Source organism: Roseateles subflavus (genome assembly GCF_030285365.1).
GTDB classification, from domain to species: domain Bacteria; phylum Pseudomonadota; class Gammaproteobacteria; order Burkholderiales; family Burkholderiaceae_C; genus Roseateles_B; species Roseateles_B subflavus.
This window is the reverse complement of sequence record NZ_JASVDS010000003.1, coordinates 166,747-181,593: the sequence shown is the minus strand read 5'-3', so window position 1 is coordinate 181,593 and position 14,847 is coordinate 166,747. Positions and strand designations below refer to the sequence as shown.

Below are 14,847 nucleotides of genomic sequence, written 5' to 3'. Positions count from 1 at the left end.
GGCGGCCCCCTCGCGGTGCCGACCGCAGAGGAGATAGACATGCTGAACCAATGGTCCTTCAAGCGTCGCATCGCGCTGCTGACAATCAGCGCCATGTTGGGGGTGATGGTCTTGCTGCTGCTGACCACCTACCAGACCTATGTCGAGATCATGGGCAGCCGACGGGAGATGCTGCAGACCGCCGTGCAGTCGGTCTTCCATGTGGTGGACGGCTACCGCCAGCAGGCCGCCAGCGGCAAGCTCAGCCCGGAGGCCGCCCAGGCCGCCGCCAAGGAGGCCATCCGCCAGGCGCGCTACGGCGGCGCCGACGGCAAGACGGAGTACCTCTACGCCTGGACCCAGGACGGCGTCAGCGTGATGCACCCCATCAAGCCGGAATGGGCCGGTCAGAACATGGTGGACAAGCTCAAGGATGCCGACGGCCGCTTCACCATCCGCGACATGATCGACGGCCTGCGGGCCAGCCGCGACGGCCGGGCCTTCGTCGACACCCAGTTCCCCCGGCCCGGCAAGACCGAGCCCGTCCCCAAGCTGCAGTTCGTGATGGCAGTGCCCGAATGGAACTGGATGGTGGGTTCCGGCCTCTACATGGATGACGTCAAGGCGCTCGTCTGGTCTGCCGCCCTCACCCGCCTGGGCCTCGGGCTCGCGGTGTTCGCGGGCGTAGGCTTCATCGGCTGGGTCATCACCCGCAGCGTCCTGCAGCAGCTGGGCGGCGAGCCGGCCGAGGCCATGGACGCCATGCGCGCGGTGGCGGCCGGAGACCTGCGCAGCAGCGGCCGCAAGGCCGACGAGCACAGCCTGCTGGGGCAGCTGCAGCACATGGTGCAGGCCTTGAACGGCACGATGAGCCAGCTGCGGGCCGCCGGAGACTCCATCAGCACCGCGGCCGGCGAGATCGCCCAGGGCAACCACGACCTGTCGGCCCGCACCGAGCAGACCGCGTCCAATCTTGAAGAGACCGCCAGCTCCATGGAGGAGATGAACGGGGCGGTGAGCCAGTCGGCGGACACCGCGCGCCAGGCCAACCAGCTCGCCGTGTCGGCCGCCGAGGCGGCCCAGCGCGGCGGCCAGGTGGTGGGGCAAGTCACGCAGAGCATGGCCAGCATCACCGAGAGCTCGCGCAAGATCGGCGACATCATCGGCGTGATCGACGGCATCGCCTTCCAGACCAACATCCTGGCGCTGAACGCCGCCGTGGAAGCCGCCCGCGCGGGCGAGCAGGGCCGCGGCTTCGCTGTGGTGGCGGGCGAGGTGCGCTCGCTGGCCCAGCGCAGCGCCGAGGCGGCGCGCGAGATCAAGACGCTGATCGGCACGTCGGTCGCCAACGTGGAACAGGGGGCCAGCCTGGTGCAGAGCACGGGCCAGGCCATGCAGGACATCACCAGCAGCGTCAGCCGGGTCGCGGACCTGATCGGCGAGATCGCCGCCGCCTCCGCCGAGCAGCGTGACGGCATCCAGCAGGTCAACCAGGCGGTCGCCCAGCTGGACCAGATGACGCAGCAGAACGCGGCCCTGGTCGAGGAGTCCGCCGCCGCCGCGCAGTCCATGCGCGATCAGGCGCATCAGCTCTCGGAGGCCATCGCCGCCTTCCGCCTGGGCTGAGGCGCCCCGCCCGGCCCCACCCGGCCGGGCGCGCCGGCGCCCTTCCTCGACGCGCCAGCACCGCCGCGTGCGGTGCGTCACGCGCGGCCCGGGGGACGCCGCGAGGCTCCTCAAACTTGCCCCAGATCATGGATCGGCGGCAAACCGCTGCCTAGCATGGCGCCTTCCTGAAGGACCCATGCCCATGCGCCAGAACCTCCCCGTCACCCAGCGCGCCTACGAAGTGCCCGCCGAGGCCACCCTGATGTCCGTGACGGACCCGCAGGGGCGCATCACCTACGCCAATGCCGCCTTCAGCGAGGCCAGCGGCTTCTCCATCGAGGAGCTGCTGGGGCAGCCCCACAACCTGGTCCGGCACCCGGACATGCCGGCGGCGGCCTTCAGCGATCTCTGGACCAGTCTGAAGGCGGGCCACGCCTGGACCGGGCTCGTGAAGAACCGACGCAAGAACGGCGACCACTACTGGGTCAAGGCCAACGTCACGCCGCTCCACCGGGACGGCCGCCTGCTGGGCTATGTCTCGGTCCGCACCCGGCCCGAGGCCGGCGAAGTGCAGGCCGCCGAGCAGCTGTACGCCATCTTCCGCGAGGGCGGCAGCACCGCGCCGCGCCTGCATCGCGGCTGGGTACTGCCCCGCTGGCGCTGGAGCCCGGTGGCACTGGCGCACACCCTGCCCTGGCGCGCCCGCTGCGCGCTGCCGCCGCTGCTGCTCTGGCTGGGCGGACTGGCCGGCACGGCGCTGGGCGGGGTGGCCGGTTCGGCCCTTCTGCTGACGGCCCTCGGCACGGGCGCGCTGCTCCTCGCGGCGCTCGCCTGGCAGGACTGGCAGCTGGTGCGGCCGATGCACACGCTGCAGTACCGCGTCCAGGCCCTGGCCGCCGGACGCACCGACGAGGCCCGGCAGCCCGCCCGCAGCGACGCCATGGGCCAGGCCCTGCGCGCGCTCAACCAGGTCGGGCTGAACCTGCGGGCCCTGAGCGGTGACGTCCAGCACCAGACGCGCGGCATGGATGCCGCCAGCCAGGACATGCGCCTGGGACACGAGGACCTGCATGCCCGGACCGAGCAGGCCGCCTCCCATCTCCAGCAGACGGCCGCCTCGATGGACCAGCTCAGCGCCGCGGTGAGCGCCAATGCCGCGTCGGCCGCGCGCGCCGCCCAGCTCATCGCCGAGGCCCGTGAAAACGCGCGCCGCGGCGGCGAGCAGGTCGAGGCCATGGTCGCGACGATGGCCGGCATCAGCGAGTCCAGCCGCCGCATCGCGCCCATCATCGGGCTCATCGACAGCATCGCGTTCCAGACCAACATCCTCGCCCTCAATGCCGCGGTCGAGGCCGCGCGGGCCGGCGAGCAGGGCCGTGGCTTCGCGGTCGTGGCAGGCGAGGTGCGCGTGCTGGCCCAACGGGCCGGCGAGGCAGCGCGGGAGATCCGCGGCATGATCGCGCGCAGCGCCGAGCAGGTGGCCTCCGGCACCGAGGTGGCCGATGCCACCGGCCGCACCATGCAGGGCATCGTCGAGGAGGTGCGGGACCTGGCCGGGCTCATCGCCGGGATCAGCCTGTCCACCCAGGAGCAGGCGCAGGGGCTGGGTCAGATCAGCCAGGCCGTGGCCCAGCTGGACCAGATGACGGGGCAGAACGCCGCGCTCGTGGCGCAGTCGGTGAGCGCGTCCGGTCAGCTGAAGGAGCGTACCGAGCGGCTGAGTGCGGCGGCCCGGGTGTTCTGCTGAAGCCCATGGGCGGGCGCTGACCGGGCAGCGGCGGTCCGGGCGCGGCGCCCTATCGCTCCTCGCCGAAGAGCACCTGCCCCTCGCGCCACCACGACGGTGCGCGAGGCGCCTCGCCCGGTGCGCCCGCACAGAGCGGACCGCCCGGCGGGACGAGCGACCAGGTCGGCAACCAGCGGCCCACCTCCGCCACGCGCTCGATGGCCGCAGGGATCCCACGCAGGTGGCCGTGCATCGCCGGCTGAAGGTCGAGTGCCACCGACCGCGTGCCGAGCCGCAGGCGCAGCGCCACCACCTCCGCATCCGGTATCAGGTCGACAGGCGAGGCAGCCGACCAGTCGATCGACCGCAGCGCGGCCAGCAGACGACGGGCCTGCAGAGCGCCGATCTGCTGCACAGCTTCGCCCTTGCGGCAGACAAAGGCATGCCCGAGGAAGCGCACCTCGCCCGTGGCGTGCACCCGCACGGTGTAGGTGGGACAGGCGCCAAAGCAGCCCACCCGGTCCATCTCGACGAAATCCGTGTCGGCCACCGGCTCGGCCCCAGGCCCCTCGCCCCGCAGATGCTGCTGGAACCGGGCCTCGTCCCGGGTGGGCCACAAGCCCTCCGCGGACACCAGCGCCACACAGAGCATCAGCCCCAGCGTCGCAATGAGCGAGCCCGTCAGCGGCGGACGCAGGAGGAAGCCCCGGTCATCTCCCCGCGAGTCCATCGCGCCCTCAGGGCCCAGACCGTCCGCGTGGGGTGCCGGGGGCATGGCCTCGCAGGCTCGCTTACAGGAATCGCTCGAGCAGCTTGCGCGAATGGCGGTCCAGTGCGAAGCGATCCGGGATGAGGAACTGCAGGCCGTGGCTGCTGGTGATCATCAGCTTGCCTTCACCCAGACGGCGGATGTCTTCCTCGGTCTTGAGGATGAACTGCGCGTCCCCCCGCTCGGTGCGGACCGTCCACTGGCTGGGCGTGGAAAAGGTGCTCACGGCGAGCAGCGCCTGCACGGTCGGCATGAACTCGCGCACGGCGAACTCCGCATCGAGCAGCTCGCGGTCGGCGGCCGGCAGCGCCGACAGGCGCGGGATCCAGGCCAGCTCGTGGCCGTCCTGGCCCACGAGGGACACGCCTTCGTCGGGCGCGGAGATGGGGTGGGCGCGCACGGGCGTCACGGCGCCGTGGAACTGGCCGTCGGCATCGATGAGGTCGAGGCGGCCGAGGGCGTTGCGGGAGAGGCGCTGGTAAGGGGTCGTCATGGGGCTCTCCGGCGGGTCAGGCGTTCACCGTGTGGGCGTTCGGGTTGGGCAGGGTCATGGGCTCGGCCTCCTCGGCATCGACCCGGCGCGCCTGCGCCTCGTAGAGCCGCCAATAGGCGCCCTTCTTCTCCATCAGCTCGTCGTGCGGGCCGACCTCGACGATCTGGCCGCGGTCCATCACCACGAGGCGGTCGGCCTTGCGCAGCGTGGACAGGCGGTGGGCGATGGCGATGGTGGTGCGGCCCTTCACGAGGTTGTCCAGCGCCTTCTGGATTTCCTTCTCGGTCTCGGTGTCGACGGCCGAGGTGGCTTCGTCGAGGATCAGCAGGCGCGGGTTGATCAGCAGGGCGCGGGCGATGGAAATGCGCTGGCGCTCGCCACCGGACAGGCCCTGGCCGCGCTCGCCCACGAGGCTGTCGTAGCCGTGGGGCAGGCGCAGGATGAACTCGTGCGCGTGGGCGGCTCGGGCCGCGGCGACGATCTCCTCGCGCGTGGCGTCCGGCTTGCCGTAGGCGATGTTCTCGGCAATGGTGCCGAAGAAGAGGAAGGGCTCCTGCAGCACCAGGCCGATGTGGCGGCGGTAGTCGGCCACGGTGACGCGGCGCAGGTCGGTGCCGTCGACGCGGATCGAGCCCTCCGTGACGTCGTAGAAGCGGCAGATCAGGTTGACCAGCGTGCTCTTGCCCGAGCCCGAGTGGCCCACGAGGCCGATCATCTCGCCGGGCTGGATGTCCAGCGAGAGGCCGCGGATCACGGCGCGGTTGCCGTAGCGGAAGCCGATGTCCTGGATCTGCAGGCCGCCGGTCACGCCATCCAGCTTCACGGGGTTGGCGGGGTCCGGGACGTTGGACTGGTGGTCGAGGATGTCGAAGATGCGCTTGGCGCCGGCCGCCGCCTTCTGGGTGACGGAGACGATGCGGCTCATGGAGTCCATGCGGCCGTAGAAGCGGCCGATGTAGGCCAGGAAGGACGTGAGCACCCCGACGGTGATGTCGCCATCCGAGACGAGGTAGATGCCGAAGGCCCAGACGACCAGCAGGCCGATTTCCGTCAGCAGCGAGACCGTGGGCGTGAACAGGCTCCAGGTCTTGTTCAGGCGGTCGTTGACCTTGAGGTTGTTGTCATTGGCCTCCTTGAAGCGTCGGGCCTCGCGGCGCTCCTGGGCGAAGGCCTTCACCACGCGGATGCCGGGGATGGTGTCCGCCAGCACGCTGGTGACTTCGCCCCAGACGCGGTCGATCTTCTCGAAGCCCGTGCGCAGGCGGTCCCGCACCAGGTGGATCATCCAGGCGATGAAGGGCAGCGGCAGCAGCGTGGCGAGGGCCAGCCAGGGGCTGATGGACACCATCATCACGGTGATCATGGTGAGCATCAGGACGTCGGTGATGAAGTCCAGCGCGTGCAGGGAGAGGAAGACGCTGATGCGGTCGGTCTCGGAGCCGATGCGGGACATCAGGTCACCCGTGCGCTTGTTGCCGAAGTACTCGAGCGACAGCGACAGCAGATGCTCGAAGGTGGCGGTGCGCATGTCGGCGGCGATGCGCTCGGACACGAGGGCCAGGATGTAGGTCTTGGCCCAGCCCAGCAGCCAGGACACGACGCCGGCGCCGAGCAGGCCGCCCAGGTAGTAGGCCACCAGCCAGGGGTCGATCTTCTGGCCCTGCTGGAAGGGGATCAGCACCTCGTCCATCAGCGGGCGGTAGAGATAGGGGCCCACCAGCGTGGCGGCGGTGGCGCCCAGCATCAGGAGGAAGCCGAGCAGCAGCTGGCCCTGGTAGGGCCGGGCGAAGCGGGCCAGGCGCAGCAGCACCCAGGTGGACGGCGGCGTGTGCAGCTCGCGCTCGCAGGTGGGGCACTCCTCGCTTTCCGGGGGCAGCGGGGCCTTGCAGCTGGGGCAGAAGCCCACGTCCTCGGCCTCGGCGCGGGGGCCGTCGTCCCGGCGCTCGAAGGCCTCCTGGAAACGCTGGGCCTGCAGGTTGATCGCCAGGGTGAAGCGCCAGAGGGCCAGCCGGGTGCTGCCCTCCACCAGCTCCAGGCAGCCGACGCCGGCGTGGTCGCTCAGGCGCAGCTCCAGGCCCGGGCGCAGGGGCCATTCGGACCACTGGCGGGTGCCGGCGTCAAAGGCGAGCAGGCGCTGACGGGTGAGGGCCAGCAGGCCTTGTCCGAAGTGCAGTTGGCCGTCGAGGTCAACCTCCAGGCTGGCCAGCACGTTCTCGTCCTTCAAGAGACGCGAAGTCAGAGTCGCCCATTCGGGATGCTTGGCGGACGCGTCGTCCACAGGATGGTGATGCTGCATTGTTCTTTCGTTCTGAACGGCCCGGGCGCTGACGCCGGCAACCGCGCGATTTTCGCGCATCCTGCAACGTTCCCGGCGCTCTATCGATGACAAGCGAGCACGTCCTCACTCACCTGACGGACAAACACGCCCCAAACTGAGAGCAAAATGGCGCCTTGGCCGCCAGACGCCCCCCGGCATCCGGCCGGCCTTCCTCCCCCGACCCGTCCACGCCCCGTCCCATGAGCCGACACGACGACATCCAGCTTTTGCGCGTCAACTACCTGCGTGGTCCCAATATGTGGACCTACCGCCCCGTCCTGGAGGTCTGGCTGGACCTGGGCCGGCTGGAGGAGTTCCCCTCGAACAAGATCGAGGGCTTCAATGACCGGCTGACGGCCGCCCTCCCCGCCCTGGTCGAGCACCACTGCGGCGTCGGCGAGCGCGGCGGCTTCCTGCAGCGCCTGACCGAAGGCACCTGGATGGGGCACGTGCTGGAGCATGTGGTCATCGAGCTGCTCAACCTCTCCGGCATGCCCACCGGCTTCGGCCAGACCCGCTCCACGTCCAAGACCGGCGTGTACCGCATGGTCTTCCGGGCCCGTGACGAGCAGGTCGCCCGCGCCGCCCTGGCCGAGGGCCATGCCCTGCTCATGGCCATGATCAACGCCGACGCCTTCGACGTGAAGGCCGCCGTGGACCGCATCCGCGACAAGGTCGACGACTGCTACCTCGGCCCGTCCACCGCCGCCATCGTGGCCGCCGCGACGGACCGCCGCATCCCCCATATCCGCCTGAACGATGGCAACCTGGTGCAGCTGGGCCACGGCGCCCGCCAGCGCCGCATCTGGACTGCCGAAACCGACATGACCAGCGCGATCGCCGAAGGCATCGCCCGGGACAAGGACCTCACCAAGAGCCTGCTCAAGAGCGTGGGCGTGCCCGTGCCCTATGGCTCCGCCGTCAAGACGGCCGCCGAGGCCTGGGAAGCTGCGCAGGACATCGGCCTGCCGGTGGTGGTCAAGCCCTCCGACGGCAACCACGGCCGGGGCGTGACCCTGGACCTGCGCCAGGAGGCCGACGTCGCCGCCGCCTTCGAGCTGGCCGACAAGGAAGGCTCCGAGGTCCTGGTCGAGAGCTACATCCCCGGCAACGAGCACCGCCTGCTGGTGGTGGGCGGTCAGGTGGTCGCCGCCGCCCGCGGCGACGAGGCCTGGATCACCGGCGACGGCCAGCACACCGTGGTGCAGCTGGTCGACCTGCAGATCAATACCGACCCGCGCCGCGGCCTCACCGAAGACTTCCCGCTCAACCGCATCACCCTCGGCGAGGACGCCGTCGTGCTGCTGGACCTGCAGCGCCAGGGCGTGACGCCCGAGGCCGTGCCCGCGGCCGGCCAGCGCGTGCTGATCCAGCGCAACGGCAACGTCGCCATCGACTGCACGGCCCAGGTGCACCCCGACGTGGCGCACGCCGTCTCGCTGGCGGCCCGCACCATCGGGCTGGACATCGCCGGCGTCGACCTGGTCTGCACCGACATCAGCAAGCCGCTGTCCGAGACCGGTGGCGCCATCGTCGAGGTCAATGCCGGCCCCGGCCTGCTGATGCACCTGAAGCCCGCCGAGGGCATGCCCCAGCCCGTGGGCCAGGCCATCATCGACCACCTCTTCGACGAAGGCGAGACCGGCCGCATCCCCGTGGTGGGCGTGCTGGCCTCGCAGGGCGGCAACCACATCACCCGCCTCGTGGCCTGGCTGCTGCACCTGAACGGCCGCCACGTCGGCCTGGCCTGCAGCGACGGTCTCTTCCTCGGCACGCGCCGCGTGGAGAAGCGGTCCAGCACCCGCTGGGACGCTGCCCACCGCCTGCTGATGAACCGCGTGGTGGATGCCGTCGTCGTGCAGAACGACGCCACCTCCATCCTCAAGGACGGCCTGGCCTATGACCGCTGCCAGGTGGGCGTCGTGACCGACATGGCCGCCGGCGTGGATCTCAGCCACTTCGACACCCTCACCGAGGACCAGCGCTTCAAGGTGCTGCGCACGCAGATCGACGTGGTGCTGGGCGAAGGCGCCGCGGTGCTGAACGCCGACGAGCCGCGCCTCGTGGAGATGGCGGAGCTGAGCGATGGTGAGGTGGTGCTGTATGCCCGCGCCGAGGCCAGCGAGGCGCTGCAGGCGCATCGCGCCAAGGGCGGCCGCGCGGTCTTCCTGCAGGGCGGCACGGCCGTGCTGGCGCAGGGCGCGAGCGAGACCGTGGGGGCCAACATCGCCCAGCTCGCGCAGCGCTTCGCCAAGGCCGGCCAGGCCAGCGACGAGGCCACGCTGCTGGCCGCCGTCGCCACCGCGTGGGCCATGAACATCTCGCCGGAACTGATCTCCGCCGGCCTCGACACCTTCGTGCCCGAACTGGCGCAGTAAGCCCGCCAGCCCCGCACGCTCAACCGTATTTCCCGAAAGACGACGCGAACATGGAAGTCTCTCGCATCCGCGCCCTCCGAGGTCCCAACATGTGGAGCCGCCACACCGCCATGGAAGCGGTGGTGCACTGCACGGACGCCGAACGCTCGATCAGCAGCCTGGCCGGCTTCGAAGCCCGCCTGCGCGCCCTCTTCCCCGGCATCGGCGCGCTGCGTGCCGAGATGAGCCTGGCCCAGGTCCTGGAGCAGGCCGCGCTGGCGCTTCAGGCCCAGGCCGGCTGCCCGGTCACCTTCAGCCACACCCACGTCACGAACGAGCCCGGCACCTGCCAGGTGGTCGTCGAGTACAGCGAGGAAGACGTCGGCCGCATGGCCATGGATGACGCCACCCGCCTGATCCTCGCCGCCATGGGCGAAGGCAGCTTCGACATCGACGAATGCCAGAAGCGCCTGCGCGAGACGGACGAGGACGTGCGCCTCGGCCCCTCCACCGGCTCCATCGTGGACGCCGCCGTGAAGCGCGGCATTCCCTTCCGCCGCCTCACGCAGGGCAGCCTCGTGCAGTTCGGCTGGGGCGCCAAGCAGCGCCGCATCTGGGCCGCCGAGGTCGACGCCACCAGCGCCGTGAGCGAGTCCATCGCCCAGGACAAGGACCTGTGCAAGCAGCTGCTGCAGTCCGCCGGCGTGCCCGTGCCCATCGGCCGCCCGGTCGAGTCCGTCGATGACGCCTGGGAAGTCGCCCTGGAGATCGGGCTGCCCGTCGTGGTCAAGCCGCAGGACGGCAACCAGGGCAAGGGCGTGACCGTCAACGTCACCACCCGCGAGCAGCTGGAGGCCGCCTACAAGGCCGCGGACGAGATCGGCCACGTGATGGTCGAGAAGTTCCTGCCCGGCTCCGACTACCGCCTGCTGGTGGTGGGCGACAAGCTCGTGGCTGCCGCCCGCCGCGACCCGCCCCACGTGATCGGCGACGGCGTCCTGACCGTCAAGCAGCTCGTGGACAAGGTCAACGCCGACCCGCGCCGCGGCGACGGCCATGCCACCTCGCTCACCAAGATCCGCTTCGACGACATCGCCGTCGCGCGCCTCACGCAGCAAGACCTGACCCCCGAGTCCGTGCCGGCCAAGGGCCAGCGCGTGATCCTGCGCAACAACGCCAACCTCAGCACCGGCGGCACCGCCACCGACGTGACGGATGACGTCCACCCCGACGTCGCCGCCCGCGCCATCGCGGCCGCGCAGGTCGTGGGCCTGCACGTCTGCGGCGTGGACGTGGTGGCCGAAAGCGTGCTGCGCCCGCTGGAGGAGATCAGCGGCGGCATCGTCGAGGTCAATGCCGCGCCGGGCCTGCGCATGCACCTCTCCCCGAGCTTCGGCAAGGGCCGCAATGTGGGCGAGGCCATCGTCAACCACCTCTACGGCCACGGCCACAAGAGCGAGGATGGCCGCATCCCCGTGGTCGCCGTGACCGGCACCAATGGCAAGACCACCACGACCCGCCTGATCGCGCACATGTTCGCGACCTGCGGGCTGCGCGTGGGCATGACCAACACCGACGGCGTCTACGTCGACGGCCGCCAGATCGACAGCGGCGACTGCTCCGGTCCCAAGAGCGCCCGCAATGTGCTGATGCACCCGGACGTCGAGGCCGCCGTGTTCGAGACCGCCCGCGGCGGGGTGCTGCGCGAGGGCCTGGGCTTCGACCGCTGCCAGGTTGCCGTGGTGACCAACCTCGGCGAGGGCGACCACCTGGGCATGAACTTCCTCAACACTGTCGAGGAGCTGGCCCTGGTCAAGCGCGTGATCGTGCAGAACGTGGCCCCGAGCGGCTACGCCGTGCTGAACGCCTCCGACCCCGTCGTGGCCAACATGGCCGGCGTGTGCCCCGGCCAGGTGATCTTCTTCACCGCCGACCGCCACCATGCGCTGATGGCGGCGCACCGTGCCCAGGGCAAGCGCTGCGTCTTCATCGACGGCGACCAGCTCGTGGCCGCGCAAGGCGCCTGGCGCGAGAGCATTCCTCTGCGGGACATCCCCTTCACGCGCGGCGGCATGATTCCCTTCCAGGTCGAGAACGCCATGGCCTCCGTGGCCGCCGCCTGGGGTGTCGGCCTCGACTGGGACACCATCCGTCGCGGCCTCGCCAGCTTCAACAGCGACAGCGACAACGTCCCCGGCCGCTTCAATGTGATGGACTACCGCGGCGCCACCGTGATCGCCGACTACGGCCACAACGGCGATGCCATGCGCGCCCTCGTGGCGGCTGTGGAAGCCCTGCCGGCCAAGCGCCGCTCGGTGGTCATCTCCGGTGCCGGCGACCGCCGCGACGAGGACATCCGCATCCAGACGCAGATCCTCGGCGCCGCCTTCGACGACGCCCTGCTCTTCCAGGACGCCTGCCAGCGCGGCCGCGAGGACGGCGAGGTGCTGAAGCTCCTGCGTCAGGGCCTCGAAGGTGCCACGCGCACCTCGCACATCGAGGAGATCCGCGGCGAGTTCGTCGCCATCGACCGCGCCCTGGAACGCCTGCAGCCGGGCGACCTGTGCCTGGTGCTGGTGGACCAGGTGGAAGAGGCGCTGGCGCATCTGGCGCAGCGGATCAGCCAGGGCTGAGCAAGACCTGCCCCTTTGCTGCAAGCCCTGGCGCGCGGAAGCGGCCGGGGCTTTTTCACATCGCACCGGGGGCGGTTCAGTGCTCGGTGGGGTGTCCGCTCACGGTGTCGTGCTGGCAGCAACGCCCCGGGGCTGGGTCGCCGGCAGCTGCCGGTCCACGGCCTGGTCCAGGCGCGACCAGAAATCCGGGCCGAACCGGCGTTGCGCCTCGGCGGCCATGGCCTTGTTGTAGGCCTCGTGGAAGCCACGCGGCTCGCCAGGGTCCGTGCAGCCGGCGCCGAGCTCCAGCCGGATGCCCTTCGCCCGCAACAAGCGCTCCCTGAGGGCCTGACGCGGCGCGTCCCTCACGGTCCCGGGGCCCGCCGACTCATAGAGCTTCAGCCGACCTGCCGCGATATCCGCCCGGGCCGCCTGCGCTCCGCGCTCGCGGCCGCGGGCCTCGGTGCCGATGCGGGCGTCGATCGTTACCAGCAAGGGCTCCGTGGCGCCAACCCGGGCGGCGGGCAGGATCCAGAGCAAAGCGCTGCAGAGCGGAGCGCCCCATGCGATGGCGGGTAGGCAACGTGTCATGGGGCGAACGATAGCAGCCCGCGCTCGATGGCGGCCGACGAGGCCGGCGTTCAGGCGCATCTGCAGGGTGCAGGCGGTTCTTCACGAGCGTGCGCGCGGCACCGCCCCAGAAGCCGTGTCCTGTGCAGCGTGACAGCCTGGCCGGGCTTCAGGCCCGTATCCTCCGGCAGCACGCAGGCGTCCATCCCGCCGCCGCTGCAGCACAGTTCATAGGTCAGCTCGACCCGGCCGCTCTCCAGGCGCTGCAGGAAGTAGACCTGCGTGTCGATGCGCTCCGCCGGCAGCAGCAGCTCGGCCCCGGCCAGCAGCAGTGCCACCGTCATCAGCCCGCGCAGCGGCCGCCGGGTACGCCTGACCAGATCCAGCATCCCTGCATGCCAGGAGCCCGCGCGGGCCCGGGCTTGCCAGCACAGCACGACGAGCAGCAGGGCGGCCGCGGCCGCCGTCAAGCCGGCGAGCACGGTGGCAACGAGGGTGGCGGGCATGTGCGGGGAACTGGCGTGTTGGGCATGCGACAAGACGCATCTTCGCCGATGTCATCAGACGCCGCGGAGCGTCGGTGCGGGCGGCAGCGCCAACCACACCGCCGCCATGAGAAGGGCCGAACGATCACCCGGCAGCAGAGCGGCAGGATCCTGCGTCGCCTCCGGCCCCGGCCTGCCCATCAAGCTCAGTTCGTGCTCGTCTGGTACTGGACGCTGGCCGGATCCACGGCCGTCACACCGCCGACCGTGCGGACCCAGACCCGCCCCTCCTTCACGCCGACCAGGGAGCCCGCCATCTCGAACTCGAAGCGCGGTGTCATGTAGGCCGACTTGAACGTGATCTTCCGCTCCTGGGCGATGGCCTCGTCCCGCTCCCCGGCAACGTGCCTCAGCAGGGACGCATAGGCATTCACGCTGGCCGTCTGCAGGCCCGACAACTGGGCTTGCGACAGGGTCGACAGCTCGTCCAGCGTGTAGGCGCCAGGCAGCTGGTACTGGTATCGGCGCGTCCACTTGCTCTGCCCGTCCATGCCCTCAAAGAGCAGCACGGAGGACACATGCACCGTCGTCTCATTGGTCTTCGAGACCAGCACGAAAGGAGAGACCTGGACGTCACCGGCGACGGCCGCCGCCTGGACGACAAAGTTCTGATCCATCGCGGCCTGCTGCAGGGCCATCTGCGGGTCCAGCTGGATCCGGCCCTTGAGCTTCTCGACGTCCCCGGCGGTGACGCCCTCGATCATCTTGACGTTGGCCGCCACGCCCAGCGGCCCCAGCAGGCCCAGCGCCACACCGCCGCCGCCCTGATTCTGGAAATAGACGACCGACTTGCCTTCATCGAGGTGCTGGGTCATGTGGTCAGTCTTCGCGACGACCTCGGAGCGGGCAAGCCCATAGTGCAGTGCTTGCGCCGATGCCGGCCGTGCCGCCTGCAGCGACGGCATCGTGCCGCAGCCGACCAGTGCCGCCAGCGCAAGCGCCGAAAAGGTCAAACGAAGGGAATGCATGGATCAGGTCCTCCTGGTGGCTTGTTTCTTCCGCTGAACAGCCAGTGGAGCCGGCGTTCATGCGCCCCCTCACCGAGAGCGCTGACACATGCTCCCTGAATCGGGCGCCGGATTGTGCCGCACCTTGCCCGCGCCCTTGCTCACCGCGTGCGACCTGGATCGAGGCATCGCCCCGTCCTGCGGCGCCCCTTCGCCCGCGGGCCGGTTCCAGGGCTCAGGCCGCCGGGACGGCCATGGCCTCCCAGTCGGCCCAGCCCGGCACACGTCCGGGAAATGCCACGGCGGCAAAGGGCCAGGCCTCGTTCAGCCAACGGGCGAGCCGGGCCAGCACGGCGTCCGCATCGAGGGCCAGCCCGGCCTCGGACAGCCAGAAGAAGGCCTGCGCCTGGAAGCGCTCGCGGCGCAGGTCCACGGCAAGCCTGGACTTGACCGGCTTGAGGTACAGGCAGCCCAGGTACTGCAGGCCGGCGGGATCCAGCATGGCGTAGGCGAAGGCCTCGCGACGCTCGAACTCCGCCGCATGGCGGGTCAGGTCCGCGAGGTTCTCCTCGGGCGTGAGATCGGGCGCCGGCCAGCCGTTGTGCGGGCCGAACACATGGCGGATGCGATCGGCGCTGGCGCGCACGGCCTCGAAGTCAGGATCGGCATGACTAGCAGACAGGACCGCCAGCTGGAAGGCCTCGGTGCGCAGGCTGCGGGGCACGGGGAAGTCGTCAGGGACCCAGGGCATGGTGGAGCGGGCATCAGGCTGACCGGAGTGGCCACGCGAGAGATTAGCGGAGCAACTCCGCGCCCCGCGGGGCCGGGGATTCCCGTCCTCGTGCCGAAGCGACGCGCAGCGCCGGCGTCATCGGGGCCTGCCCCGCGCAGGCATGGGCGGGGTTCCGGACTCAAAGAGCTGCC

At 70.6% G+C, this 14,847-nt stretch carries 11 protein-coding genes; 4 read left to right on the top strand and 7 right to left on the bottom strand.

What is annotated here, in order from left to right:
• The first annotated feature begins 39 nt into the window (after window positions 1–39).
• Window positions 40–1,605, top strand: coding sequence for a methyl-accepting chemotaxis protein (locus QRD43_RS11815; protein ID WP_285982683.1), 1,566 nt, complete (start codon window positions 40–42; stop codon window positions 1,603–1,605).
• A 184-nt stretch (window positions 1,606–1,789) separates the two neighbouring features.
• A complete protein-coding gene (locus QRD43_RS11810; protein ID WP_285982682.1) occupies window positions 1,790–3,334 on the top strand; it encodes a methyl-accepting chemotaxis protein in 1,545 nt (514 codons plus the stop codon).
• A gap of 49 nt (window positions 3,335–3,383) precedes the next feature.
• Here the strand turns inward: QRD43_RS11810 and QRD43_RS11805 are convergent, their stop codons facing one another.
• From QRD43_RS11805 to QRD43_RS11795, 3 genes are all read right to left on the bottom strand, one after another.
• On the bottom strand, window positions 3,384–4,043 hold the full coding sequence (locus QRD43_RS11805; RefSeq protein ID WP_285982681.1) for a DUF6438 domain-containing protein: 660 nt from the start codon (window positions 4,041–4,043) through the stop codon (window positions 3,384–3,386).
• 61 nt (window positions 4,044–4,104) lie between these two features.
• A complete protein-coding gene (locus QRD43_RS11800) occupies window positions 4,105–4,575 on the bottom strand; it encodes a cyanophycin metabolism-associated DUF1854 family protein (protein WP_285982680.1) in 471 nt (156 codons plus the stop codon).
• Window positions 4,576–4,591: 16 nt separating this feature from the next.
• Window positions 4,592–6,871 carry a cyanophycin metabolism-associated ABC transporter gene (locus tag QRD43_RS11795; RefSeq protein ID WP_285982679.1) on the bottom strand — a complete coding sequence of 760 codons (2,280 nt, stop codon included), beginning with the start codon at window positions 6,869–6,871 and terminating at the stop codon, window positions 4,592–4,594.
• Between the two features lie 221 nt (window positions 6,872–7,092).
• Here QRD43_RS11795 and QRD43_RS11790 point away from each other — a divergent pair, with 221 nt between their 5' ends.
• Together QRD43_RS11790 and cphA are read left to right on the top strand one after the other, a co-directional pair.
• Complete coding sequence (locus tag QRD43_RS11790) at window positions 7,093–9,270, top strand: cyanophycin synthetase (RefSeq protein ID WP_285982678.1); 2,178 nt, start codon at window positions 7,093–7,095, stop codon at window positions 9,268–9,270.
• A gap of 50 nt (window positions 9,271–9,320) precedes the next feature.
• A complete protein-coding gene (gene cphA, locus QRD43_RS11785) occupies window positions 9,321–11,882 on the top strand; it encodes a cyanophycin synthetase (RefSeq protein ID WP_285982677.1) in 2,562 nt (853 codons plus the stop codon).
• A 99-nt stretch (window positions 11,883–11,981) separates the two neighbouring features.
• Here the strand turns inward: cphA and QRD43_RS11780 are convergent, their stop codons facing one another.
• The 4 genes from QRD43_RS11780 to QRD43_RS11765 form a co-directional block, all read right to left on the bottom strand.
• A complete protein-coding gene (locus QRD43_RS11780) occupies window positions 11,982–12,401 on the bottom strand; it encodes a hypothetical protein (protein WP_285982676.1) in 420 nt (139 codons plus the stop codon).
• 101 nt (window positions 12,402–12,502) lie between these two features.
• On the bottom strand, window positions 12,503–12,937 hold the full coding sequence (locus tag QRD43_RS11775; RefSeq protein WP_285982675.1) for a hypothetical protein: 435 nt from the start codon (window positions 12,935–12,937) through the stop codon (window positions 12,503–12,505).
• A 185-nt stretch (window positions 12,938–13,122) separates the two neighbouring features.
• Window positions 13,123–13,944 (bottom strand): hypothetical protein, encoded by an 822-nt coding sequence (locus QRD43_RS11770; protein ID WP_285982674.1) that lies wholly within the window; start codon window positions 13,942–13,944, stop codon window positions 13,123–13,125.
• Window positions 13,945–14,158: 214 nt separating this feature from the next.
• Window positions 14,159–14,674: a hypothetical protein gene (locus tag QRD43_RS11765; RefSeq protein ID WP_285982673.1), complete on the bottom strand. Its 516-nt coding sequence runs from the start codon at window positions 14,672–14,674 to the stop codon at window positions 14,159–14,161.
• Between the last annotated feature and the right edge of the window lie 173 nt (window positions 14,675–14,847).

Excerpts from the sequence above, each read along its gene's own strand:
- QRD43_RS11765 (WP_285982673.1), bottom strand. The coding sequence starts at position 14,674 with ATGCCCTGGGTCCCTGACGACTTCCCCGTGCCCCGCAGCCTGCGCACC.
- QRD43_RS11815 (WP_285982683.1), top strand. The coding sequence starts at position 40 with ATGCTGAACCAATGGTCCTTCAAGCGTCGCATCGCGCTGCTGACAATC.
- QRD43_RS11770 (WP_285982674.1), bottom strand. The coding sequence starts at position 13,944 with ATGCATTCCCTTCGTTTGACCTTTTCGGCGCTTGCGCTGGCGGCACTG.
- cphA (WP_285982677.1), top strand. The coding sequence starts at position 9,321 with ATGGAAGTCTCTCGCATCCGCGCCCTCCGAGGTCCCAACATGTGGAGC.
- QRD43_RS11800 (WP_285982680.1), bottom strand. The coding sequence starts at position 4,575 with ATGACGACCCCTTACCAGCGCCTCTCCCGCAACGCCCTCGGCCGCCTC.
- QRD43_RS11810 (WP_285982682.1), top strand. The coding sequence starts at position 1,790 with ATGCGCCAGAACCTCCCCGTCACCCAGCGCGCCTACGAAGTGCCCGCC.
- QRD43_RS11805 (WP_285982681.1), bottom strand. The coding sequence starts at position 4,043 with ATGGACTCGCGGGGAGATGACCGGGGCTTCCTCCTGCGTCCGCCGCTG.
- QRD43_RS11790 (WP_285982678.1), top strand. The coding sequence starts at position 7,093 with ATGAGCCGACACGACGACATCCAGCTTTTGCGCGTCAACTACCTGCGT.
- QRD43_RS11795 (WP_285982679.1), bottom strand. The coding sequence starts at position 6,871 with ATGCAGCATCACCATCCTGTGGACGACGCGTCCGCCAAGCATCCCGAA.
- QRD43_RS11775 (WP_285982675.1), bottom strand. The coding sequence starts at position 12,937 with ATGCCCGCCACCCTCGTTGCCACCGTGCTCGCCGGCTTGACGGCGGCC.